This window comes from Frigidibacter sp. RF13, assembly GCF_026626305.1.
Classification (GTDB): Bacteria; Pseudomonadota; Alphaproteobacteria; order Rhodobacterales; family Rhodobacteraceae; genus TMP-24.
In genome coordinates this window covers 685,167-709,595 of sequence record NZ_JAPNUE010000001.1, presented here as the reverse complement: position 1 = coordinate 709,595, position 24,429 = coordinate 685,167, and the positions used below count along the sequence as shown (strand labels likewise).

Genomic DNA, 24,429 nt, shown 5'->3' with positions numbered 1-24,429 from the left:
CGGATGGCCTATACGCTCGGCGTCGATATCGGGACTTTCGAATCCAAGGGCGTGATCGTCGATGAAGGCGGCCGGATTGTCGCCGAGGCCGCGCGGCCGCATGAGATGATTGTGCCGCGACCTGGCTGGGCGGAGCATCGGGCAGAAGAGGATTGGTGGGGAGACTTCGTATTTATTGTCAGGGAGATGCTACGATCTTCTCAGGTAAAACCTGAAGAGATTGGCGCTGTTGCCTGCTCTGCCATCGGTCCCTGCATGTTGCCGGTCGATGCCGATGGAACCCCATTGATGAACGGCGTCCTTTATGGCGTCGACACACGGGCCAGCGCCGAGATCGCGCTGTTGAATGCCGAAATAGGCGAGGCGCGTATCCTCGACCATTCAGGCAACGCGCTGACATCTCAGGCGGTCGGGCCGAAGATTCTGTGGCTGCGCCGCAACCGGCCGGAAATCTGGGCACGGACCAAACGCATCCTCACCTCGACCAGCTTCGTTACCTGGAAGCTAACGGGCCAGTTTGTGATCGACCATTACACCGCATCGAGCTTCGCACCGGTCTACGATATGTCCCGCCAGCGCTGGTCCTGCGGTCTGGCGGACATATGTAACGAGACGATGCTGCCGCGCCTTCTTTGGTCGACCGAGATCGCCGGGCGCATCAGCGAGGGTGCCGCGCGGGAAACGGGGCTTGCGCCCGGAACGCCCGTGACCTGCGGCACGATCGACGCCGCGGCCGAGGCGGTGAGCGTGGGCGCGCGGGCGCCGGGCGACATGATGGTGATGTATGGCTCGACCATCTTCATCATCCTTCTCTCCGATCGCCGCCTGACCGACCCGCGCCTCTGGCATGCGCCCTGGCTCTTTCCGGGCCAACATGCCGTGATGGCGGGGCTTGCGACCTCTGGCACGCTAACCCACTGGTTCCGCGACAAGTTCGCCGCCGACCTGCCGCGCGATCAGGCCTTCGCCCGGCTCGCCGCCGAGGCGGAAGCTGTACCGCCCGGCGCGCGCGGGCTTCTCTGCCTGCCCTATTTCTCGGGCGAGCGAACACCGATCCATAACCCATTGGCAAAAGGAGCTTTCTTCGGGCTGAACCTCACCCATGGCCGCGGCGAAATGTATCGCGCGGTGCTGGAAGGGATAGCGATGGCCACCCGCCATGTGACCGACACGTTCGCCGAAGCGGGCGCGCCGCCCGCGCGCGTGCTGGCGGTCGGCGGGGGGACGAAGAACGCAGTCTGGCTGCAGGCCACTTCGGACCTCACCGGGCTCGACCAGTCGGTCGCCCGCGTTACCAGCGGCGCGGCCTATGGCGATGCATTCCTCGCCGCGCTGGCCATCGGACAGGCGCGTCCAGAAGACATAGCGGACTGGAACCCCGAGGCGCGCCGGGTTGCGGCAGTGCGTCATCCAGCCTATCAGCAGCAGTACCCCTTGTTCCGCGCGCTCTATGAGCGGACAAGAGAGATTGCAGCTGAACTTGGCGAGGATGGATGAACCCCTTTCACATGGCGCTGAAGGAATTGGGCGAGGTTGCCGACCGGCTTGACCTCGGCTCGGTCGCGACAGCCTGCGGGATGATCGCCGGAGCCGGCCGCATCATGGCACATGGTTGCGGACGCGAACGGCTTCAGCTGTCGGGCTTTGCCATGCGGCTTCACCACATGGGTCTGCCGGTCGCGATGCAGGGAGACATGGCCGCTCCGGCGCTGGGGGCCGGCGATCTATTCATCGCAGTGGCGGGGCCGGGTGAGTTGGTGACGGTCACAGCCCTGATGACACGGGCGATAGCCGCCGGTGCGCAGGTTCTTTTCATCACGGCCCAGCCACAGACAGCTTCGGCTGCGCTCGCCGATCATGTGCTGACCGTTCCTGCCCAGACCATGGCCAATGACGAGCAAGCGACCTCGGCCCTGCCGATGGGGTCGCTCTTCGAAGGGGCGCTGTTTTTGCTCTTCGAAGTGATGGTGCTTGACCTGCGCGACCGGCTGGGCATCCAGCCAGAAACCATGCGTGCCCGCCATACCAACATGGAATGATCAGTCGAGCGGATAAAGCCGCGACTGTTTGACCGTGCCATAGACGAGGCTCGTGGTGATCGACGCGACGCCCGGGATCGCATGCAGGCGGTTCCGCACGAACTCCTCATAAGCGTTCAGGTCGGCAACCAGAACCCGCAGCAGATAATCCGCCTCGCCGGTCAGAAGGTAGCAATCGAGAATGTCGGGGATGTCGCGCACCTTGGTCTCGAACCCTTTCACGGCGTCACGGTCGTGGCGGGCAAGCGTGATGCGGATGAAGGCGGTGATCGTGAGACCGCAGGCGCGCGGGTCGACATCTGCCGAATAGCCGGTGATCACCTGGGCCTCTTCCAGAAGGCGCACGCGGCGCAGGCAGGGCGAGGGGGAGAGGTTCACCCGCTCCGCCAGATCCTGGTTCGTCAGGCGGCCGTCGCGCTGCAAGGCGCGAATGATCTGCCGGTCCTTGGCATCAATTGCTTTCATAATGTTCCCTGATGGCAGGAAGTTTCAATTTTCGGGAAATTGTTAGCACAGTTTGGCAACTCCTGTCATCGTCTCCGGCTTAGCTTGAGCGCAGGCCTTTACGGGCGACCTCAGACAAGGTGATCCGATGACACTCTCCCCCACCACCGGTTTTTCCACCCGCGCCATTCATTTCGGCTATGAGCCTATGGAGCATGAGGGCGCGCTGACCCCGCCGCTGCATCTCACGTCGACCTTCGCCTTCGACACGGTCGAACAGGGCGGCGCGGTCTTCGCGGGCGCGGAGGCGCGGCATTTCTATTCGCGCATCACCAATCCGACCTGCGACCTTCTGGAGCGCCGGGTCGCCGATCTGGAAGGGGCCGAGGCCGGGCTTGCCACCGCCTCGGGCATGGGGGCGATCACCTCGGTCCTCTGGACGATCCTGTCGCCGGGCGATGAGATCATCACCGACAAGACGCTTTATGGCTGTACCTTCGCGTTCATGCGCCATGGGCTCGCGAAATTCGGCATCACGATCACCCATGTCGACCTGACCGATCCGGCGAACCTTGAGGCGGCGATCGGCCCGAAGACTAGGGTGGTCTATTTCGAAACGCCCGCCAACCCGAACATGCGGCTGGTGGATATTGAAGCGACTTGCGCCATCGCCCGGGTGAAGGGCGTGAAGACCGTGGTCGACAATACCTACGCGACCCCGGTCATCACCCGCCCGATCGAGCTTGGCGCCGATTTCGTCGTCCATTCGGCGACGAAATACATGGGCGGCCATGGTGATCTGGTGGGCGGGATCGCGGTCGGTTCGGCCGAGGCGATCCAGGAGGTGCGGCTTGTCGGCATGAAGGATATGACCGGCGCGGTCATGGCGCCCTTCAACGCGATGCTTGTGCTGCGCGGGCTGAAGACGCTGAAACTCAGGGTCGAGCGTCATGCTGAGAGTGCGGCGGTCGTGGCGCGGATGCTCGAGGCGCATCCGGCCGTCGGCAAGGTCTATTATCCCGGCCTCGAAAGCTTCGAACAGTATGCGCTGGCCTGCCGCCAGATGCCGGGCTTTGGCTCGATGATCGCGTTCGAGCTGAATGGCGGCATCACCGATGGCGCGTGCTTTATGAACCGGCTCGCGCTGATCCGCCGCGCCGTGTCGCTCGGCGATGCCGAAAGCCTGATCCAGCACCCCGCGTCGATGACTCATTCGACCTACACTGCTGATGAACGCGCCGCGCACGGGATTTCCGATGGATTGATAAGACTTTCGGTCGGCCTCGAAGATGTAGAGGATATCTTGGCCGACCTCATGCAGGCACTGGATGTGCCCGCGGCCTTGGCGGCCTGACCAACGGATCACGGAACATGACCTTCGAAATTGCCATCGGCTCGAATATCCGCAAATCGCCCTACTTCGCCGCGACCCTGCGCGCGGGGGTGCGAAGCTTTTCGGTCTACAACCACATGTATATCCCGGCGCATTTCGGGGACCCGGACGCCGAATACCGGCGCCTGATGGGGGGCGTTGCGATGTGGGACGTGGCGGCCCAGCGGCAGGTGGAGCTGGTCGGGCCGGACGCGGCGCGGCTCGCGCAGATCCTGACGCCGCGCAACCTGGCCGGAACGAAGGTGGGGCAGGGGCGATATGTGCCGATCTGCGACCACGACGGTTTTCTAATCAACGACCCGGTGCTGCTGAAGCTGGCCGAGAACCGGTTCTGGCTGTCTGTCGCGGACAGCGATCTGCATCTGTGGGCGCTGGCGATCGCGCGCGAGCGCGGCTTTGATGTGCGGGTGCTCGAACCCGATGTTTCGCCGCTTGCTGTGCAAGGGCCGCGGGCCGAGGCGGTTATCGCGGCGCTGTTCGGCGACTGGGTTCGCGATCTGCGGTATTTCTGGTTCCGCGAAACCGCGCTGGACGGCATTCCGCTGGTGCTGGCGCGCTCCGGCTGGTCCAAGCAGGGGGGGTTCGAGCTTTACCTGACCGACTCGAGCCGAGGCGAGGAACTTTGGAACCGCGTGGCAGCCGCGGGAGCGCCCTTCGATATTGGCCCCGGTGCGCCGAACGATGTCGAGCGGGTAGAAAGCGGTCTCGTTTCCTACGGGTCGGACATGAGGCGGCAGGTCACTCCAGCAGATCCGTTCGAAATGGGCCTCGGCGGGCTCGTGGATTTCGCGGGTGGACACGATTTCGTCGGCCGTGATGCGCTGACACGACTGGCCGTCCGGGGGCCCGCCCGCCGTCGCGTCGGGCTATGGGTCGACGGCGCCCCGGCCGCGCCCGGCAATCCCGTCCGCATAGATCTTGATGGCGCCGAGGCAGGGGTGATGAGCGAGATGGTGTTTTCGCAGCGACTTGCCCGCACCATCGGCATCGGCCTGATCCGGGCCGACCTGCGCGACGATACATCCGGTCTGACTGCCGCGCTGCCGGACGGTCCAGTGCCGGTGTACCCCGCCCCGCTGCCGTTCCGGTAAGCCGCTGAGGGGGCCATCTATGTCGCCCAGAAACGAGGCTCCGCTAGGTGATTTGACTGTGGACTGCAGATTAGATTGTCCGCGCGAGATCGCCCTTGACGCGGCGCAGGGGGATCGAGCTTTCGATGGCGGCGACGCCCGGCACCCGGGTCAGGCGGCCGGTCAGGAAGGCCTCGAACTCCGCAAGGCTCGAGGTCGCGATCCTGAGGAGATAATCGCGGTTGCCGGTCATCAGCCAGCAATCGACGACCTCGGGAAAGGCGCGGATCGCCGCTTCGAACCCGGCGAGCGTGCCGTCGATCTGCCGGTCGAGCCGGACCGAGACGAAAACCGAGATGGCAAAGCCAAGCGCGGCCTCGTCGATCAGCGCGCGGTAGCCTGTGATGATGCCGATGTCCTCAAGCTGTCGGATGCGGCGGGCGACCGGTGTCGGGCTGAGGCCAACGTTCGTGCTCAGGTCCTGAAGGCTGATGCGGCCGTTTGCCTGAAGGGAGCGCAGGATTCGGCGATCTATGTCGTCAATGTTAGCGAGTTCAGCCATGAGTTCTCCGCATGATAGTTTTTGTCCCTAATTATCGCCGGTTTCGCAGCGCCTTTGCAACAAAACTCCAAGTCGGCTGCGCTACAGTCGCGCCCGACCTACCCGAGGACCATGATGACCAAATCCCATCTCGATACCCTGCATGACCGCGTGATCTGGCTCGCGAGCTGGATGATCCACAATGCCAATCACCTGCGCGACAAGGGCGAGGGGGATGTGAAGGTCGGCGGCCATCAGGCCTCGTCGGCCTCGATGGCGGCGATCATGACCGCGCTTTATTTCCACGCGCTGAGGCCCGAGGACCGCGTCGCGGTCAAGCCGCATGCGAGCCCGATCTTCCATGCGATCCAGTATCTGATGGGCAACCAGACGCGCGCCCAGCTTGAAGGCTTCCGGGCCTATGGTGGCGCGCAATCCTATCCGTCGCGCACCAAGGACAAGGATGATGTGGATTTCTCGACCGGTTCGGTCGGCCTTGGCGCCGCAATGCCCATCTTTGCCGCGATCACTCAGGATTACCTCAAGGGCCACGGCTGGCTGGAAGGGCGGCGCGAGGGGCGGATGGTGGCGCTGGTGGGCGATGCGGAACTCGATGAGGGCAATATCTACGAGGCGCTGCAGGAAGGCTGGAAGCATGACCTGACGAACGTCTGGTGGGTGATCGACTATAACCGCCAGTCGCTGGACGGGGTGGTGCGCGAGGGGCTCTGGGCGCGGATCGAGGCGGTCTTTGCCGCCTTCGACTGGCGGGTGGTGCGGCTGAAATACGGTGCCCTGCAGCGCGCGGCCTTTGCCGAGCCGGGGGGCGAGCGGCTGAAGGGCTGGATCGACACCTGTCCGAACGCGCTTTATTCGGCACTGACCTATCAGGGCGGCGCTGCCTGGCGCAAACGGCTGATGGATGATATCGGCGATCAGGGCGAGGTGACGGCGCTTCTTGACCAGCGGTCGGACGCGGACCTCGCGCGGCTGATGGAGAACCTCGGCGGCCATTGCCTGCCCTCGCTCTGCGAGGCGTTCGATTCGGCGACGGATGACAGGCCGACGGTCTTCCTCGCCTACACGATCAAGGGGTTCGGCACGCCTTTGGCCGGGCACAAGGATAATCACGCGGGCCTGATGACCGAGACGCAGATCGAGACCCTGCGCGCCCGCATGGGCGTGCCGGTCGGGGCGGAATGGGATAAATTCGCCGCCGTTCCGGACGAAGGCGCGCTGAAGCAATTCCTGGCGCGCGTGCCTTTCTTTACTGACGGGCGGCGACGGTTTGCAGCACCCGCCGTGCCGGTACCGGCGCCGGTCGCGCTTTCCGACCGGATGCTGTCGACGCAGGCGGGTTTCGGCAAGATCATGGACGAACTGGCGCGCGCGGGCGGGCCATTGGCTGACCGGATCGTCACCATGTCGCCCGATGTGACGGTTTCGACCAATCTTGGCGGCTGGGTCAACCGGCGGGGCCTTTTCGCCCGTCAGGACCGCGCCGATACCTTCCGCGACGAGCGGGTGCCGAGCGCGCAGAAATGGGCCTTTTCTCCTCAGGGCCAGCATCTGGAACTGGGCATTGCCGAGATGAATCTCTTCCTTCTGCTCGGGGCGGCAGGCCTGTCGCATTCGCTCTGGGGCGAAAGGCTCATTCCGGTCGGCACGGTCTATGACCCGTTCATCGTCCGTGGCCTCGATGCATTGAACTATGCCTGCTATCAGGATGCGCGCTTCCTCATCGCGGGCACGCCGTCGGGCGTGACGCTGGCGCCGGAGGGCGGCGCCCACCAGTCGATCGGCACGCCCCTTATCGGCATGGCGCAGGACGGGCTGGCGAGTTTCGAGCCCTGTTATCTGGACGAACTGTCGCTGATCATGGCTTGGGCCTTCGACTATCTGCAGAAGGACGGCGAGGGCGACCCCGACGAGCGGACCTGGCTGCGCGACGAGACCGGCGGGTCGGTCTATGTCAGGCTCTCCACCCGGCCGGTCGAACAGGTGCTGCGCCGCGACGATCCGGGTTTTTCCCAAGGCGTGATCGACGGCGCCTACTGGCTGAGGGAGCCGGGGCCGAACGCCGAAGTGGTCATCGCCTATCAGGGGACGGTCGGGCCAGAGGCCATCGAGGCAGCTGGCCGGATCGCGGGCGAGCGGCGCGACGTGGGCGTACTCGCCGTCACCTCGGCCGACCGGCTGAACGCGGGTTGGACGGCGGCGCGGCGGGCGCGGGCGCGCGGGGTGCAGGCCGTCAGCCATGCCGAACGGCTGATGGCGCGGCTGCCGGGCCATTGCACGCTCATCACCGTGATCGACGGCCATCCCGCGACACTCGCCTGGCTGGGCGCGGTGGCGGGGCACAGGACCGTGCCGCTTGGTGTCGAACATTTCGGCCAGACCGGCACCATCGCCGATCTCTACCGTCATTTCGGTATCGACGCCGATGCGATCACGGCGGCCGCCGACCGGATCGCGCCGGGAAGGCCGATCCGTCTGTCGGCCTGATGCACCTGCCCACAATGAAGGCCGGGCCGAACCTTGCAAAGCGGGGGGCGCGACTATAGGTTCCCCGCCAGTCGCGGGGGCCCGGCCCCCTCTTTCCATTCGAAGGGGCCTTCCATGTTCATTACTCCCGCTTACGCCCAGGCCGCCGGTGGCGCCGGTGGTGGCGCTGCATTGGCGCAGTTCGTGCCGCTGATCCTGATCTTCGGGATCATGTATTTCCTGCTGATCCGTCCGCAGCAGAAGAAGATGAAGGAACATCAGGCGATGGTTTCGGCGCTGCGCCGGGGCGATCAGGTTGTGACCGCGGGTGGCATTCGCGCCAAGGTGACGAAGGTGATCGACGACAAGGATGTCGAGGTCGAGATCGCTGATGGCGTCAAGGTGCGCATCGTCCGCGCGACCATTTCGGCGGTTGTCTCGAAGACCGAACCTGCCGCCAACTCCAACTGAGTTCACATAGATGCAGATCCCTGCCTGGAAGCGCATTCTGACCTGGGTGTTGTGCGTGGCTGCCCTGGTCTTTGCCGCGCCGAATGCCTTCTATCCGCGTGTCGAAAAGCACAACGATGCCGTCGCCGCTCTTGCCAAGGGCGCGCCGGAAACGCCGGAGCTTCTGGCCGACAAGGCGCTCTGGCCGGACTGGCTGCCTTCGGACATCGTGAACCTCGGGCTCGACCTCAGGGGCGGGGCGCATCTTCTGGCTGAAGTTCGGGTTCAGGATGTCTACAAGGCGCGGATGCAGGGATACTGGCCGGAACTGCGCAAGGCGCTTCAGGCCGAGCGCGCGACCGTCGGCGGCGTGCGCAAGGCGCCGTCGCCCGATGACGAGCTGCGGGTGACGATCGAAAATCCCGAAGGCATGGCCAAGGCTGTTGAGGTGGCGGAAGGGCTTTCGACCCCGGTGATCTCGCTGACCGGCGCAGGCCAACGAGACCTCGACGTCACAAGCGACGGCACGACGCTGATCCTGAAACTGACAGATGTGGAAAAAGCCGCGACCGACGACCGGACGATCCAGCAATCGCTGGAGATCGTGCGGCGCCGGGTCGACGAGGTGGGAACCCGCGAACCGACGATCCAGCGCCAGGGCGCAAACCGCATCCTGATCCAGGTGCCGGGCATCGGTTCGGCGGCGGAACTGAAAGCGCTGATCGGCACCACGGCGAAACTGACGTTCCATCCGGTGATCAAGCGCACCACCAATGGCAATGAACTTGCCGGCCCCGGCAATCTGCTCGTTCAGTCGATCGATGAACAGGGCGTCTTTTACGTGCTGGAAGAAACCCCGGTCGTTACTGGTGAGGAACTCGTCGACGCGCGGCCCGATTTCGACCAGAACGGCGCCCCCGCCGTCGCCTTCCGTTTCGATCCGTCGGGCGCCCGCAAGTTCGGCGACTATACGGCAGAAAATGTCGGCCAGCTCTTCGCCATCGTCCTCGACAATGAGGTGATCTCGGCGCCGCAGATCCGCACACATATCGCGGGCGGCTCGGGGATCATCACCGGCTCCTTCTCGGTCGAGGAGGCGACGAACCTTGCCGTTCTCTTGCGCGCAGGTGCGCTGCCGGCCGAGATGACGTTCCTGGAAGAGCGCACCGTCGGGCCGGAACTTGGCCAGGATTCGATCGATGCGGGCAAGATCGCCGCTGCCGTCGGCTATACGGCGGTCATCCTCTACATGATCGCGAGCTATGGCCTGTTCGGCGTGCTGGCCAGCGTCGCGCTTGCCATTAATATGGCGATGATCTTCGCGATCTTCTCCCTGATCGGCTCGACGCTGACGCTGCCGGGCATCGCCGCCGTGGTGCTGACCATGGGCATGGCGGTCGACGCGAACGTGCTGATCTTCGAGCGGATCCGCGAAGAATTGCGCGGCGGCAAGGGCCCGACGCGTGCCATCGAGCTTGGCTTCGAGAAAGCCCTGTCGGCAATCGTCGATTCGAATATCACTACACTGATCGGCGGCGTGATCCTCTTCTTCCTCGGCTCCGGCCCGGTGAAGGGCTTCGCCGTCGCGCTGTCGGTGGGCATCATCACCTCGGTGATCACGGCGGTCTTCGTCACGCGGTTGTTCGTCGTCACCTGGTATGGCTGGAAACGGCCAAAAACCATCATCGTTTGAGGGGCCTGTCATGGCATTCCGTCTGAAACTCGTCCCCGACAATACGAAGATCGACTTCTTCAAGGCCGCGCGCTTGACCTTTGGCGGGTCTCTGCTGGTCCTGACGATCTCGATCCTTCTGCCCTTCTTCACCGGGCTCAACTTCGGCATCGATTTCCGGGGCGGTACTACGATCCGCACCGAATCGACTGCACCGGTCGATGTAGGCGCCTACCGGCAGGCGCTCGCGCCCCTGAACCTGGGCGATGTCTCAATCGCCCAGGTCTTCGATCCGACGTTCGACGAGAACCAGCATGTGGCGCAGATCCGCATCCAGGCGCAGGGCGACGAAGAGGCGATCACGCCCGAGGTGATCGAGAAGATCGAGGGTGCGCTGACCGCGATCGACCCGGAAATGACCTTCCCGAGCGTGGAATCGGTCGGGCCGAAAGTGTCGGGAGAGCTGATCAAGTCAGCGGTCATCGCGGTTCTGGCAGCGACGGCGGCGATCTGTGTTTATGTCTGGCTCAGGTTCGAATGGCAGTTCGCGGTCGGCGCGCTGGTGGCGCTCATCCATGACGTGATGATCACAGTGGGTATCTTCGCGCTGTTCCAGATCAAGTTCGACCTAACGATCATCGCCGCACTGCTGACGATCCTTGGCTATTCGATCAACGATACGGTCGTGGTCTTCGACCGGCTGCGCGAAAACCTGATGAAATACAAGACGATGCCCTTGCGGGACGTGATGAACCTGACGGTCAACGAGACGCTCTCGCGGACCCTCATGACCTCTGGCACCACGCTTCTGGCGCTGATCTCGCTTCTGATTTTCGGTGGCGACGTGATCCGCGGCTTTGTCTTTGCCATCACTTTCGGCGTGCTGATCGGCACCTATTCCTCGATCTATGTCGCGAAGAACATCGTCCTGATGCTGGGCGTGAAGCGCGATTGGTCGAAGCCCACCGATGAAGGCGGGCCGAAGGGCGAACAGCTTTACACGGCGAAATGATCGCGCTCGACGAGATCGGTTTTTCCGGCCCGGCCCTGCCGGTCGAGGGCTATGGGCCGGGCTTCTTCCGGGTAGGGGGCAGGGTCATGCGCGGGCCGGTTCTTCTGACGCCTGAGGGCTCAGCGATCTGGGCAGGCGATGCGGCGGCGCTCGTGGCGCTGGCGGGGCAGGTTGATGTCTTGCTCTACGGCACCGGCGCGGCGATGGCCTATACCGATCCGGCTCTGCAAGCGGCGGTCGAGGGCGTGGGCCTTGCGCTCGAGCCAATGACGAGCCCTGCCGCGGCGCGGACCTACAACATGCTTCTCGCCGAAGGGCGGCGGGTCGCGGCGGCGCTGCTGCCGGTCTGACCGCGGGCGGACCGCTCATCGGCCCTGCGTCGGATTTCCGCCTTCCGGCGCCGGGCGAAATCCGCTAGGCGAAAGTCATGGACCTGATCGTCACAGAGCTGTCTGTTGCCCGTGGCGGCATCGCGATCCTCGCGGGGCTCGGGTTCGCCGTGACGGCGGGGAATGCGCTCGTCCTGCGCGGGCCGAATGGCGTTGGCAAGACCACCGTCCTCAGAACCATCGCGGGCCTTCAGCCGGCGCTGACCGGCCGGGTCGCGCCGGGGCCGGAGCAGATTGCCTGGGCGGGTCATGCCGATGCGGTCAAGTCAACGCTGACGGTCCGGGAAAACCTCGCCTTCTGGGCCGCGATTTATGGGGTATGGGCGGTGGATACGGCACTTGCCGACCTGCAGCTGACCGATCTCGCTGACCGTCCGGCGCAGACCCTGTCAGCAGGGCAGAAACGGCGTCTGGGTCTTGCGCGTCTCCTTCTCTCCGACCGGCCGGTCTGGGTGCTGGACGAGCCGACCGTATCGCTTGATGCCGCGACGGTCGCGCATTTCGCGACCCTTCTCTCCCGCCACCTGAGGGACGGCGGCGCCGCGCTTCTGACCAGCCATGTCGATCTCGGTCTCGATGGTGCGGCGGAGCTTGACCTGAGCCCTTACCGCGCGCGCGGTGCAATGAGCCTGCAGGCCTCGCCCGCCGGGTTCGATGAGGCCTTCCTGTGATCCGGGGTGTGCACAGATGATCGCCCTGCTTCTTCGCGACCTCAGGCTCGCGACGCGGGCAGGCGGCGGTTTCGGCCTGAGCCTGACCTTTTTCCTGATCCTCGTCACGCTGGTGCCCTTCGGCGTCGGCCCCGAAAGCGGGCGGCTCGCCACCATTGCGCCCGGCATATTGTGGGTCGGCGCGCTTCTTGCCTCGCTTCTTTCGCTCGACCGGCTCTTCGCGCTCGATCACGAGGACGGCACGCTGGAACAGCTCGCGACCGCGCCCCTGCCGCTGGAGGCGGTCGTCGCGATGAAAGCCATCGCGCACTGGCTGACCACGGGCTTGCCGCTGGCGCTGATCGCGCCGCTTTTGGGCGTGCTTCTGCATCTGCCGGGCGCGGCCATGCCTGCGCTCGCCCTGTCGCTTGCCGTGGGCACGCCTGCGCTTTCGATGATCGGCGCCTTCGGCGCAGGCCTTACGGTCGGTCTGAAGCGCGGCGGTTTGCTTCTGTCGCTTCTGGTCCTGCCGCTCTACGTGCCCACGCTGATCTTCGGGGCCGAAGTGGCGCGGCGCGGGGCCGAGGGCGCGGCCTTGGGCACGCCGATGGCCTTTCTCGGGGCGATTACGCTTGGCACGCTGGCGCTTCTGCCGTACGCCACGGCTGCGGCAATCCGCGTCAATCTGCGTTAGGCGCGTACATGCTATGGAAAGGCCCGAACGGGCCGGGTGGGACGATGTCGATCTGGGAATATGCCAATCCCAAGAAGTTCATGCAGACCTCCGGGGCGCTTCTGCCCTGGGCGGTGGGCTTGTCTGTCGTGACGCTGACGGTCGGGCTGATCTGGGGCTTCTTCTTCACGCCGGACGATTACAAGCAGGGATCGACCGTCAAGATCATCTATATCCATGTGCCCTCTGCCCTGATGGCGATCAATGCCTGGGGCATGATGCTGGTGACATCGCTGATCTGGCTGATCCGTCGGCATCATGTCTCGGTGCTGGCGGCCAAGGCCGCGGCGCCGATCGGTATGGTCATGACGCTGATCGCGCTCATCACCGGGGCGATCTGGGGACAGCCAATGTGGGGCAGCTGGTGGGAATGGGACCCGAGGCTCACCTCGTTCCTGATCCTCTTTCTCTTCTACCTCGGTTATCTCTCGCTTTGGTCGGCGGTTGAGAACCCCGATGCGGCGGCCGACCTCACCTCGGTCCTTTGCATCGTGGGCTCGGTCTTTGCCTTCCTCAGTCGCTATGCGGTGTTGTTCTGGAACCAGGGGCTGCATCAGGGTGCCTCACTATCTCTGGACCGCGAGGAGCATGTGGCCGATGTCTTTGCCTATCCGCTCTGGACCTCAATCGCCGGTTTCGTGCTTCTGTTCGTGACGCTCGTCCTGATCGGCACCCGGACCGAGATCCGCGCGCGCCGCATGCAGGCGCTCTTGGCGCGGGAGAAGCTTTCATGATGCCCGATCTGGGGAAGTATGCGCTGACGGTTCTGTCGGCCTATGGGGTCACGTTCGTGCTGGTTCTAGCGCTTGTCGCCTATGTACTGATCCGGGCCGGGCGGGTGAAGCGCGCGCTGGCTGAGGTCGAGGAAAGGTCGCAGCGCCATGGCTAGAATGTCGCCGCTGATGGTGCTGCCGCTGGTCGTCGCGGCAAGCTTCATGGGGCTTGCCTGGTGGGGCATGGGTCGCCAGAATCCCGACGATCTTCCCTCGGTCTTCGTCGGCCGCCCGGCGCCCGCCATTGGCAGCGACGCGCTGCCCGGCTATCCCGGCGTGACCGAGGCCGATCTGAAAGGTGAGGTCACGATTGTTAACTTCTGGGCCTCCTGGTGCCCGCCCTGCCGGGCGGAACATCCGACACTGATGGCGCTGTCGGCTGAAGGTTACCGGGTGATCGGCGTCAACATGCTCGATGCCGAGGATCAGGCGCTGGCCTTCCTGGCCGAGGGCGGCAATCCGTTCCGGGCAATTGCATTCGACCCCAAGGGGCGCACCCGGCTCGACTGGGGTGTCACCGCGCCGCCGGAGACATTCATCCTGCGGGCGGACGGGACCGTGGCCTATCGGTTCACCGGGCCGCTTGTCGGAAGCGACTATCAGCAGCGGTTCCTGCCCGCGCTCGAAGCCGCGCACAATCCGTGATTGCGGAAGAGGGGCGGGCGCGAGAGAGCGGGTCTCGCGCCCGGATAGATGTCAGGAATGGCAGGCCAGGATCAGCAGCAGGAAGCCTGCAAGCTCGAACCATGGCATGCTTGGTGCAGAAAAAGAGCGATAAAAAGGACTTTGCATGGCAACCTTTTTATTCCAGCTTCGGGTGTCACCATAGAATAATCTGACGCAGAATAACGGTTCGACTGAAAATCACCGTTTCTTCCTGTCGATTGGTTGCTAACTTTTAGACAGGTTGGGCTTCGGTGGCCGCGTCTTCCGGCCTCCGCGGCAACAGCAGCAGCCCGGAAAGCGAGAACGCCCCGTCCGGCGGGGCGGGGCGTTCCGTGCAGCTAGTGGTCTGCGGCGAGCAATATCGCCTGTTCGTAGAATGATCCGGAGCAGCCCCGGAACGCCTTAAAGAAACTGCGCGATCAGGATCAGCAGGGCAAACCCCGCCAGTTCGAACCAGGGTGCGCTAGGGAAAAGGTGATGTGAAAACTTCTTGCTTACCATGGGTCAAACATACCGATACTGATCAAAAAAAGAAAGCTTTTACCTTGGGTTAAGGCCCGCCCGCCCTGAAACTCATTGTTTCGTGACAATTTGGGGTTGCTAACTTTTGGATAGGTTTCGGCCGTTTTTGGGTAGGGGTGGCGCTAACATGCGCAATTGACGATCGGAGTTCCTGCGCGTCTTCGGCCTTTTCCGTGCCACCAAATCAGTCAGCCCGGACACCCGAACAGAAAACGCCCCGTCCGGCGGGGCGGGGCGTTCTCTGGAGCGTGTCCTACGGCAAGAATGACCGCGATACTGTTACAAAACGACCGAACAAAACCTCTTACAAAATCTACAGAACCTACCCCTGATCCGCTGGCTAATTCCGACGTTACGATCGGTGGGGCGTCACTCTTTACTCTGAAAACCACTTCTTATTCACATGTACAAGATAACTCAAATTCTTCATTTGCGCATCTGGATAGTTTGACCAAACTCCGGGGGTGGTCGAAATACATTGTTTCACCCTTCAGAGCGGATAGTAACTTTTAGATAGGTTTTGGCCGGATTTCCGTCATCGCGGACGGCGCTGACGCTATATCGTTCGTGTGCATCCGTTAACCAGAATCGCCCAATCCGTCCTCGATTCTGCTGGAGAACTGCCATCGACGCGCGCCGGCCGACCCGCCCGTTCGCTCAGCGGCGACGCGGTAGGCGCGCGGCCAGGCAATATGAGCTTCGTGTCACGATGGCGGAATTCCCTTGTTTTCTTGGGTGGGCGGAACGCCGAGGTCTGACCTTGTGACAATCCGCTCAGATCGTGCGTGCAAACGCACAGGAAAAGCAGCGACGATTGGGCGACAATTCGACTTCTCGACCATAGGACTGCGCGGATTTCCGTCACGCTATTGTCACTCTTCAGGAACCGATCACTGTTGCGGATTGTCGTCGTATGGCGGAGCGCTTGCCGTTGAATTCTCCCAAAGATTGTTTGGGCGGCGGGCAAATGCTCATCTTTTCCGAGTGTCGCGCACTTCAAATCCATGAACCCCAACGCCGGAGGTCGACGGTCCGGATCAAATGCGAAGGGCGCGCCCTGTCAGCGGGCGCGCCCTTTCTTAGCCGTCGGATTGCCCGTCAGGCCCGCGCGAGGTCTCGCAGAACATAGTGCAGGACGCCGCCATGCTCGACATATTCGATCTCGACCTCGGTATCGATCCGGCATTTGATCGGCACGGTCCTTTCCTTTCCGTCGGCATAGCGGATGGTCAGTGGCACGAGGCTCAGGGGCTTCAGCTCGCCCGCAAGGCCGCCGATCGACAGCGTCTCATCGCCTTTCAGGCCCAGCGACTTGCGGTTCTCGCCATTGGTGAATTCGAACGGGATCACGCCCATGCCGACGAGGTTCGACCGGTGGATACGCTCGAAGCTTTCCGCGATGACCGCCTTGACGCCCAGAAGGTTCGTGCCCTTCGCCGCCCAGTCGCGCGAGGAGCCCGCGCCATATTCGATCCCGCCGATCACGATCAACGGCACGCCCGCCTCCTGGTACGCCATCGAGGCGTCGTAGATCGAGGTCTGGGCGCCGTCAGGGCCAAGCGTATAGCCGCCCTCCACCCCGTCCAGCATCTCGTTCTTGATACGGATATTGGCGAAGGTGCCGCGCATCATCACTTCATGGTTGCCGCGGCGCGAGCCGTAGCTGTTGAAGTCTTTCTGCGCGACCTGCCGTTCGGTCAGATACTGGCCGGCGGGGGTCGTGGCCTTGAAGGAGCCTGCGGGCGAGATATGGTCGGTGGTGATCATGTCGCCGAGAAGGGCAAGGATACGCGCACCCTGGATATCGCTGATCGCGCCCTTTTCCTTCCCCATGCCGCGGAAGTAGGGCGGGTTCTGGATATAGGTCGAGGTCGCAGGCCAGTCGTAGGTTTCCGATTCCGTGACCTTTACGCCCTGCCATTTGGCGTCGCCCTTGAAGACGTCGGCATATTTCTTAAGAAAGGCCGCGCGGGTCACAGTCGCATGGACCAGATCGGCGATTTCCTTGTTGGTGGGCCATATGTCCTTGAGATAGACCGGCTGACCGTCCTTGCCGGTGCCAAGCGGCTCAGACGTCAGGTCGATATTCATGTCGCCCGCAAGCGCATAGGCGACGACGAGCGGCGGGGAGGCCAGATAGTTTGCCCGTACGTCGGGCGAGATGCGGCCCTCGAAGTTGCGGTTGCCGGACAGGACGGCGGCTGCCACCAGATCGCCCTCGGCGATCGCGGCCGAAATCTCGGGTTGCAGCGGCCCGGAGTTGCCGATGCAGGTGGTGCAGCCGTAGCCCACAAGGTTGAAGCCCACTGCGTCCAGATCCTCCTGCAGGCCAGCGGCCTCCAGATATTCGCTGACGACCTGCGATCCGGGGGCGAGCGAGGTTTTCACCCAAGGCTTGCGGTTCAGGCCAAGCGCACGCGCCTTGCGAGCCACAAGCCCAGCGCCGATCAGCACATAGGGATTCGAGGTGTTGGTGCAGGACGTGATCGAGGCGATCACCACCTTGCCCGAAGACATTGTGTAATCCTCGCCCTTCACCGCGACTTCCTTGCCCATCGGGCGCTTGAAGCTCGCCTCCATCTCCTTCGCGAAGGACGATTTGGCGTCGGTCAGGGCCAGATAGTCCTGCGGGCGCTTGGGGCCCGAGATCGCCGGGACGATCGTCGACATGTCGAGTTCCAGCGTCGAGGTGTAGATCGGCGCATAGTCCGCGCCGCGCCAGAAACCGTTTTCCTTGGCATAGGCCTCGACAAGGGCGATACGCGCCTCGTCGCGGCCGGTCTGGCGCAGATAGCGCAAGGTTTCGCCGTCGATCGGGAAGAAGCCGCAGGTTGCGCCATATTCCGGTGCCATGTTGGCGATGGTGGCGCGGTCGGCGAGCGGCAGATTGTCCAGACCCTCGCCGTAGAATTCGACGAACTTGTTGACGACGCCATGTTTGCGCAGCATCTGCACGACCTTCAGCACAAGGTCGGTCGCCGTGGTGCCTTCCATCATCTGGCCGGTCAGCTTGAAGCCCACGACCTCGGGGATCAGCATCGACACGGGCTGGCCCAGCATCGCCGCTTCCGCCTCGATCCCGCCAACGCCCCAGCCGAGGACAGCAAGGCCGTTCACCATCGTCGTATGGCTGTCGGTGCCGACAAGCGTATCGGGGTAGGCGATCATCTTGCCGTTCTGGTCCTTGTCGGTCCAGACGGTCTGGGCCAGATATTCCAGATTCACCTGATGGCAGATGCCGGTGCCCGGCGGTACGACGCGGAAGTTCTGGAAGGCTTCCTGACCCCATTTCAGGAACACATAGCGTTCCATGTTCCGCTCATATTCCAGATCGACGTTTTTCTGGAAGGCGCGCGGGTTGCCGAACTCGTCGATCATTACCGAATGGTCGATCACAAGATCGACGGGATTGAGCGGATTGATCTTCTGGGCATCGCCACCCAGCGCCTTGATCCCGTCGCGCATCGCGGCGAGGTCGACGACCGCCGGAACGCCGGTGAAATCCTGCATCAAGACGCGCGCGGGGCGGTAGGCGATCTCGCGCGGGTTCTTGCCGCCCTGCGCGCCCCATTCGGCAAAGGCCTTGATGTCGTCAACCGACACGGTCCGCCCGCCATCCTCGAACCTCAGCATATTCTCGAGAACGACCTTCAGCGAGGCAGGCAGCCGCGCGAACGAACCAAGGCCCGCGGCCTCTGCCGCCGGGATCGAATAATAGTCGACCGAGGCCCCACCGGCGCTCAGCGTGCGGCGGGTCTTTGCGGTATCGGTTCCGGTGATGACGGTCATCTGGCTGGCTCCTCTCGGGCGAAGGCTCATAACGGCAAAAGGCTAATGCCTGATCAATGCCGGTGGTTCAAGTAGGGGTTCGCGATACGGTATACATATGTATGCAGTAGGGCGCAAGAGAGTGTGAGATAAGGTGCGATCCTGCTCACGCAAACTTGCGGGCGGGCGGGTGAGGCGTGAATGGTTTTCTTTCCCTTGCTTGGCTAAAGTTGGGTCAGGCAGTTTGCCAGGAATGGCACGGGGATGAAGATGAGACAGACGATCATTGCCGCAGCCGCGGCGCTGTCGGCGTTCGCCGGTGTGGCAGAAGCCGAAGGAAAGCGTGTAACTGTCGTGGAGCTTTACACCTCGCAAGGCTGTTCTTCCTGCCCGCCTGCGGACGCGCTCTTCTCCGAGGTCGCGGCGCGCGATGGTGTGATCGGGCTCGCGCTGCACGTGGATTATTGGGACTATATCGGCTGGGCCGATACGTTCGCCGACCCAACATTCACCAAGCGCCAGAAGGCCTATGCGGTCGCGGCGGGCGAGCGAATGGTCTATACGCCGCAGATCATCGTTAATGGCGCAACATCGATCGTCGGCACGGACGCGAGCGCGCTCGCCTCAGCGCTTGTTCCGGCCGGGGGCGCGAGTGCGCCAGACTTAAAGCTCTCGCGATCCGGAAATCGGCTCAAAGTCTCCGCGACTACGTCCGCGCCGCTGCCGAAGGGCAGTTTTGTGCAGCTCGTCCGCTATATTCCCGCAGCTTCGGTCACCATCGAACGCGGCGAGAATGCCGGTCGGCGGCTGACCTATACCAATATCGTGACATCGTGGAAGCGTGTGGGCGAGTGGGATGGCTCGAAGCCGCTCAGCCTGACGCTCGACGCGCCCGGCGACCAGCCGGCGGTGGTGATCATCCAGTCGCCCGGGCCGGGCGCGATCTTTGTCGCTGCAGTAGCGGAATAACAGACTCAGCCCCAGTTGCCTGCTGCGCGGTGATTTGGGTGCTTCCACCGGCGGTGAATCCAGAACCATTGGCCAGGATCTCGCTGGACACGCGCGGCAAGGCCGTCGTTCAGGTGCTGGGTCATCTCCTTCGGACTGCCGCAAGGTACCGGTGCTTCAAGCTCAATGTCGAAACTGATGCCGTCGGATTTTCGCGTCGCGAAGAACGGTATGAGGAGCGCGTCGTATCTGAGCGCCAGTTCCGCGGCGGACGTCGCGGTCGCCGCGGGCTCGCCGAGAAAATCGAGGAAAGGCGCGGCGACGACATTCTGATCGAAGAGCAGTACGAGTTGCCCCCCGGCCTTCAGGTGACGCACAAAACCGGCGGTGCCCCGCGTTCCTTGCGGGAAGACCGGGCCGCCGAAGGCTTCCATCGTGCGGACGTAATGTTCGTTGAAGAAGCCGTTGCGCATCGGCCGGTAGAGCCCGCCGATATGATAGCCGCGCCCGACAAGCGCTGCCCGCGCAGCCTCGTAATTGCCGAAATGACCAGACACGAGGATCACCGGCCGCCCAGTGTCGCGTGCTGCCTCAAGCGCGGCGAGGCCCGGGCCGCGGATTTCGACCCCTTCCATGCGGCGCATCAGATCGCGGGTCGAATAATTCTCGATCAGCGCGCGCCCGGCATTGTCGCAGGCCGCGTCGGCAATGCGCCGACGCTCAGCTTCCGGCATCTCTGGCCATATGAACGCGAGGTTCGCTAGGGCCCGTGCCCGGTATCCGGCCATTGGCCCGATCACCCGGCGCATCAGCCAGCCCATCCCAACGACGCGCATGCGGTAGGGCAGGGCGAGCGACAGCCCGATCAGTCCGCGCAAGGCGAGGTTTGTGGCATAGTCGACGGCAATCTGTGCCCTGCTGCGGTCGCGGCTCATCTGTCTGGCGGGTTGCTCACTGACGGGTGGCGCCCGGTTGCGGGCGCCGTGCGGTCAGACCTAGTGGCTTGAAGCCCAAAGCTCAAGCGCGTGAAGAGCGTTGCCCCGGCGCGAGGCCGGGGCAACAGGTCTTGTGGCAGATTTCGGCTCAGAAGCCTGCCTTGATCTTCTCGAACTCGGCCAGCTGACGCTCGCGCAGGGCATTGTCGTTCGGCACCTGCGGCAGGATCGGCGCGTTGATCGCACCAAGGCCTGCGTCGGCGACGACTGCCGGATCCATCGCTGCCATCGCCGGCGTGTTCGACAGGCCGTATCCGATATTCTCGATCAGCGCGGGCGCCGCATCTGGGCGCAGCCAGGAATTGATGAAGTCATAGGCCTTGTCTTCCTTGCCCGGCCCGTCCTTCATGTTCACATAGCCGCAGAACCAGGTCGACGACCCTTCCTTGGCCTCGCGCTGGAAGCCGACCGGATAGTTGTCAGCCTTCAGATAGGCGACGCCGTCATTCCAGGACCAGGCGATCAAAACCTCGCCCGATGCCATGATCTGCGACATCTCTGCCGGGTCGTTCCAGTAGGCGCGGACGTTCGGATGCACCTTGCGCAGCCAGTCGGCGGCGGCAGTGAACTGTTCGTCCGAGATATTGGTCCAGTCAGTCACGCCGGTTGCCAGATAGGCCAGCGCCCAGACATCGTCCGACGAGTTTGGCAGCGACACGCGGCCTTCGTATTTCGGATCGGCGAAGACCTGAAGCGAGGCGACATCCTCGACCGGTACTTCGTCGGTATTGTAGGCCACCGCCGTCACACCCCAGTCGGTCGGAATGAACCAGACGCCGCCATCATCCTGAAAGACCGGCGAATTCAGGAATTTCGGGTCGATATTGGCGAACTCCGGGATCTTCGAAATATCCCAGGGCTCGATCAGGCCTGCTTCGCGGTACTTGGACACCATCTGCGAGCAGGGGTGGGTCACGTCGGATTTGAAGCCCGAGGCGACTTTCTGGAAGGCTTCGTCGTCAGAGCCGAAGAATGTATAGGTCGGGCCGTCGCCGTTCTTGTCCTTGTAGGCCTGATATAGGCCTTCGACCTCGAACCCGGCCCAGTCAAGGACCAGAAGATCGGGATCGGCCGCGCGGGCGGGCAGGGCGAGGGTAAGGGCTGCGACCGAGGCCGCAAGCAGGGCGTGAAGTTTCAAGATAGCCTCCAGAGTGGAAGCCCCGGACCGGGTCCGGGGCGGGGATACCGCGGGCAACTATGCCTGCCGCCCGGGCAGTTGCAAGGGCAAGGTGAGGGCCTGCGCGGCACTTGGCCGGCGCAGGCCCTCGGTCTTTCCCTAACTGTTTGATGCTGCTTCGAAAACCGTCAGAAACCGGCTTTGATGTTCTCGAAGGTCTGCAACATCTTTTCGTGAAGCGCCGGATCTTTCGGCACCTGTGCGAGGATCGGGGCATTGGCGGCGCCAAGGCCCGCCGCGTCTAGGTCCTCGGTTGCGATACCTGACATTGCGGTTGCGTTCGAATGGCCATAGCCCAGTTCGCCCACCAGAACCCCGGCCGCATCGGCGCGCAGCATCGAGTTCATGAAGTCATAGGCCTTGTCTTCGTTGCCGGGACCGTCCTTGGCATTCACATAGCCGCAGAACCAGGTCGAGGAGCCTTCCTTTGCCTCGCGCTGGAATCCGACCGGGAAATCCTCTTCCTTAAGAAGCGCCACAGCATCGTTCCAGGCCCAGCCGACCAGTACTTCACCCGATGCCATCAGCTGGCTGAGTTCGGCCGAATCGTTCCAGTAGGCGCGCACGTTCTTGTGCGCCTCGCGCAGCCAGGCGGCGGCGGCATCGAACTGTTCGTCGCTGACCTTGGTCCAGTTCGTCGTGCCGGTGGCCAGATAGGCAAGCGCCCAGACGTCCTCGGACGAGTTGGGCAGCGAGGTGCGGCCCTGATATTTCGGATCGGTGAAGACATTCAGCGAGGCCACATCCTCAGCCGGGACCTGTTCGGTATTGTAGGCGACGGCGGTTGCACCCCAGTCGAATGGCAGGAACCAGACGCCCTGATCATCCTTGATCGTTGCCGAACCCAGGAATTTCGCGTCGATATCGCCCATCGCCGCGATCTTTGCCGGGTCCCAGGGTTCGATCAGTCCCGCCTCGCGATATTTCTCCACGAAGGTCGAGCAGGGATGGAAGACGTCGGCCTTGAATCCGGACACCGCCCGCTGGAACGCCTCGTCGTCGGAGGCGAAGAAGGAGTAGGTCGGGTTGTCGTTATACTTGGCCTTGTAGTCGGCATAAAGCCCTTCGATATCGTATCCCGCCCATTCCAGCACGACGAGATCGGGGTCGGCTGCGGATGCAGGCAAGGCGAGCGAGACAATGGCCGTCGCGGCCAGAAGTGTTCTTTTGATCATTCTATCCTCCCCAGAATATGATCAAATCATACCTACCGTGAGTGACATCGCAAGTCTTTTGATTCGATCCGGGAAATCTTGCGGGCTAATGGGCGGGTGGCGAAGGAAAATTTTCTGTGGCGCCCTTCCCGACAAGGCCAGCCGCGGCTAAGCTTTGCCCCGATCCGGCTTCACGGATCTGCCGCACCTCCTCCATGACGGGCGATTGCGGCTCGGCAGGAAGACCTGTCAGCCCTTTGGCGGCTGTCTGCCGGGCCTTCCCGGCGATCAGCCCTTCGGATGATGGAGACAGATGTGACGACGTTAGACCTCGGATTCGTGCGCAGCCAGTTCCCGGCCTTCTCGGTGCCGGGCCTTGCCGATCAGGCCTTCTTCGAAAATGCAGGCGGTTCCTATGCATGCCAGCCGGTGATCGATCGGCTGACACGGTTCTACAAGGAACGCAAGGTGCAGCCCTATGCGCCCTATGCCGCCGCCCAGGCCGGCGGCGCCGAGATGGACGAGGCGCGCACCCGCCTTGCGGCGATGATGGGGGTGAAGCGGCAAGAACTGTCCTTCGGCCCCTCGACCACGGCGAACACCTATGTTCTGGCGCAGGCCGTTCGCCGCTGGCTGACCGAGAAGGGCGGCGCGATCGTCGTGACCAATCAAGATCACGAGGCCAATTCCGGCCCCTGGCGCCGGCTGGCCGAGGACGGGATCGAGGTCAGGGAATGGCAGATCGACGCGGCGACCGGTCATCTGGACCCCGCGCGCCTTTCGCCATTGCTCGCCGACGGCAAGGTGCGGCTCGTCTGCTTCCCGCATTGCTCGAACGTGGTGGCCGAAATCAACCCGGTGGCCGAGATCGCGGCCATGGCGCATGCGGCAGGGGCGGCGGTCTGCGTGGACGGGGTCAGCTATGCGCCCCACGGCCTGCCGAACGTCGCAGAACTGGGCGCTGATATCTACCTTTTCTCGGCCTACAAGGTCTACGGTCCCCATCAGGGTATCATGGTGATCCGAGAGACCTTCGGGTTCGACCTTCCGAACCAGGGACACTATTTCAACGGCGACACTCTCTATAAGCGCTTCACCCCCGCCGGTCCCGACCACGCGCAGATCGCGGCATCCGCCGGGATGGCCGATTATTTCGACGCGCTCCACGCCAAGCATTTCACACCGGAACCGGACGCGGCCAAGCGCGGTGCTACCGTCCACGACCTGATGCGCGCACATGAAGTTGCCATCTGCCAGCCGCTGCTCGACTATCTCGCCGCACGCAACGACCTGCGTCTGATCGGCCCGCGAGACGCCGCGCGCAGGGCACCGACGGTTGCCGCAGCACTCGACCGCGCGGCGGAACCGGTGTCGGAGGCACTGGGGCGCGAGGGGATCAACTGCTGGGCCGGGGATTTCTACGCCGTGCGGCCGCTGACGGCGATGGGCGTTGATCTTGAAAAGGGTGTGCTCAGGCTGTCGATGACCCACTACACCTCACCCGACGATGTGCGCCGTCTCATCGGCGCGCTCGACCGGGTGCTTTGAG

At 63.4% G+C, this 24,429-nt stretch carries 22 protein-coding genes; 16 read left to right on the top strand and 6 right to left on the bottom strand.

Annotated features, from left to right (window positions below; translation table 11 throughout):
- The first annotated feature begins 3 nt into the window (after positions 1–3).
- Complete coding sequence (locus tag OU426_RS03455) at positions 4–1,497, top strand: FGGY-family carbohydrate kinase (protein WP_267632444.1); 1,494 nt, start codon at positions 4–6, stop codon at positions 1,495–1,497.
- Positions 1,494–2,039, top strand: a complete 546-nt coding sequence (locus OU426_RS03450) for an SIS domain-containing protein (protein ID WP_267632443.1) — start codon at positions 1,494–1,496, stop codon at positions 2,037–2,039. The genes OU426_RS03455 and OU426_RS03450 overlap by 4 nt, the downstream gene beginning before the upstream one ends.
- On the opposite strand, the gene OU426_RS03445 is transcribed toward OU426_RS03450, so the two are convergent.
- Positions 2,040–2,495, bottom strand: a complete 456-nt coding sequence (locus tag OU426_RS03445; protein WP_267632908.1) for an Lrp/AsnC family transcriptional regulator — start codon at positions 2,493–2,495, stop codon at positions 2,040–2,042.
- A gap of 136 nt (positions 2,496–2,631) precedes the next feature.
- On the opposite strand from OU426_RS03445, the gene OU426_RS03440 reads away from it, so the two are divergent.
- Together OU426_RS03440 and OU426_RS03435 are read left to right on the top strand one after the other, a co-directional pair.
- A complete protein-coding gene (locus OU426_RS03440) occupies positions 2,632–3,837 on the top strand; it encodes a methionine gamma-lyase (RefSeq protein WP_267632442.1) in 1,206 nt (401 codons plus the stop codon).
- A gap of 17 nt (positions 3,838–3,854) precedes the next feature.
- Complete coding sequence (locus tag OU426_RS03435) at positions 3,855–4,967, top strand: aminomethyltransferase family protein (RefSeq protein WP_267632441.1); 1,113 nt, start codon at positions 3,855–3,857, stop codon at positions 4,965–4,967.
- Positions 4,968–5,037: 70 nt separating this feature from the next.
- On the opposite strand, the gene OU426_RS03430 is transcribed toward OU426_RS03435, so the two are convergent.
- Positions 5,038–5,508, bottom strand: coding sequence for an Lrp/AsnC family transcriptional regulator (locus OU426_RS03430; RefSeq protein WP_267632440.1), 471 nt, complete (start codon positions 5,506–5,508; stop codon positions 5,038–5,040).
- A 114-nt stretch (positions 5,509–5,622) separates the two neighbouring features.
- Here OU426_RS03430 and OU426_RS03425 point away from each other — a divergent pair, with 114 nt between their 5' ends.
- The 10 genes from OU426_RS03425 (at position 5,623) to OU426_RS03380 (ending at position 14,295) form a co-directional block, all read left to right on the top strand.
- Complete coding sequence (locus OU426_RS03425) at positions 5,623–7,992, top strand: thiamine pyrophosphate-binding protein (protein ID WP_267632439.1); 2,370 nt, start codon at positions 5,623–5,625, stop codon at positions 7,990–7,992.
- A gap of 114 nt (positions 7,993–8,106) precedes the next feature.
- Entirely contained in the window at positions 8,107–8,442 is a 336-nt protein-coding gene (gene yajC / locus OU426_RS03420) for a preprotein translocase subunit YajC (RefSeq protein WP_267632438.1), read from the top strand.
- 10 nt (positions 8,443–8,452) lie between these two features.
- Positions 8,453–10,114 carry a protein translocase subunit SecD gene (secD, locus tag OU426_RS03415; RefSeq protein ID WP_267632437.1) on the top strand — a complete coding sequence of 554 codons (1,662 nt, stop codon included), beginning with the start codon at positions 8,453–8,455 and terminating at the stop codon, positions 10,112–10,114.
- A 10-nt stretch (positions 10,115–10,124) separates the two neighbouring features.
- Positions 10,125–11,105, top strand: coding sequence for a protein translocase subunit SecF (gene secF / locus OU426_RS03410; RefSeq protein WP_267632436.1), 981 nt, complete (start codon positions 10,125–10,127; stop codon positions 11,103–11,105).
- Positions 11,102–11,455, top strand: a complete 354-nt coding sequence (locus OU426_RS03405; RefSeq protein ID WP_324289795.1) for an Mth938-like domain-containing protein — start codon at positions 11,102–11,104, stop codon at positions 11,453–11,455. The genes secF and OU426_RS03405 overlap by 4 nt, the downstream gene beginning before the upstream one ends.
- 77 nt (positions 11,456–11,532) lie before the next feature.
- Positions 11,533–12,165, top strand: coding sequence for a heme ABC exporter ATP-binding protein CcmA (gene ccmA / locus OU426_RS03400; RefSeq protein WP_267632435.1), 633 nt, complete (start codon positions 11,533–11,535; stop codon positions 12,163–12,165).
- A gap of 16 nt (positions 12,166–12,181) precedes the next feature.
- Positions 12,182–12,838, top strand: coding sequence for a heme exporter protein CcmB (gene ccmB / locus OU426_RS03395; RefSeq protein ID WP_267632434.1), 657 nt, complete (start codon positions 12,182–12,184; stop codon positions 12,836–12,838).
- Positions 12,839–12,882: 44 nt separating this feature from the next.
- Positions 12,883–13,611: a heme ABC transporter permease gene (locus tag OU426_RS03390; protein ID WP_267632906.1), complete on the top strand. Its 729-nt coding sequence runs from the start codon at positions 12,883–12,885 to the stop codon at positions 13,609–13,611.
- Complete coding sequence (gene ccmD / locus OU426_RS03385) at positions 13,608–13,766, top strand: heme exporter protein CcmD (protein ID WP_267632433.1); 159 nt, start codon at positions 13,608–13,610, stop codon at positions 13,764–13,766. Before OU426_RS03390 ends, ccmD begins: the two co-directional genes overlap by 4 nt.
- Entirely contained in the window at positions 13,759–14,295 is a 537-nt protein-coding gene (locus OU426_RS03380; RefSeq protein ID WP_267632432.1) for a DsbE family thiol:disulfide interchange protein, read from the top strand. Before ccmD ends, OU426_RS03380 begins: the two co-directional genes overlap by 8 nt.
- Before the next feature lie 1,641 nt (positions 14,296–15,936).
- Here the strand turns inward: OU426_RS03380 and acnA are convergent.
- Positions 15,937–18,627 (bottom strand): aconitate hydratase AcnA, encoded by a 2,691-nt coding sequence (acnA, locus tag OU426_RS03375; protein WP_267632431.1) that lies wholly within the window; start codon positions 18,625–18,627, stop codon positions 15,937–15,939.
- A 249-nt stretch (positions 18,628–18,876) separates the two neighbouring features.
- Here acnA and OU426_RS03370 point away from each other — a divergent pair, with 249 nt between their 5' ends.
- Positions 18,877–19,575: a DUF1223 domain-containing protein gene (locus tag OU426_RS03370; RefSeq protein WP_267632430.1), complete on the top strand. Its 699-nt coding sequence runs from the start codon at positions 18,877–18,879 to the stop codon at positions 19,573–19,575.
- 5 nt (positions 19,576–19,580) lie between these two features.
- On the opposite strand, the gene OU426_RS03365 is transcribed toward OU426_RS03370, so the two are convergent.
- From OU426_RS03365 to OU426_RS03355, 3 genes are all read right to left on the bottom strand, one after another.
- Entirely contained in the window at positions 19,581–20,489 is a 909-nt protein-coding gene (locus OU426_RS03365) for a lysophospholipid acyltransferase family protein (protein ID WP_267632429.1), read from the bottom strand.
- 148 nt (positions 20,490–20,637) lie between these two features.
- Complete coding sequence (locus tag OU426_RS03360) at positions 20,638–21,687, bottom strand: extracellular solute-binding protein (RefSeq protein WP_420712563.1); 1,050 nt, start codon at positions 21,685–21,687, stop codon at positions 20,638–20,640.
- A 167-nt stretch (positions 21,688–21,854) separates the two neighbouring features.
- Positions 21,855–22,901, bottom strand: coding sequence for an extracellular solute-binding protein (locus OU426_RS03355; RefSeq protein WP_267632428.1), 1,047 nt, complete (start codon positions 22,899–22,901; stop codon positions 21,855–21,857).
- Positions 22,902–23,195: 294 nt separating this feature from the next.
- Here OU426_RS03355 and OU426_RS03350 point away from each other — a divergent pair, with 294 nt between their 5' ends.
- Positions 23,196–24,428 carry an aminotransferase class V-fold PLP-dependent enzyme gene (locus OU426_RS03350; RefSeq protein WP_267632427.1) on the top strand — a complete coding sequence of 411 codons (1,233 nt, stop codon included), beginning with the start codon at positions 23,196–23,198 and terminating at the stop codon, positions 24,426–24,428.
- The last annotated feature ends 1 nt before the right edge of the window (position 24,429 follow it).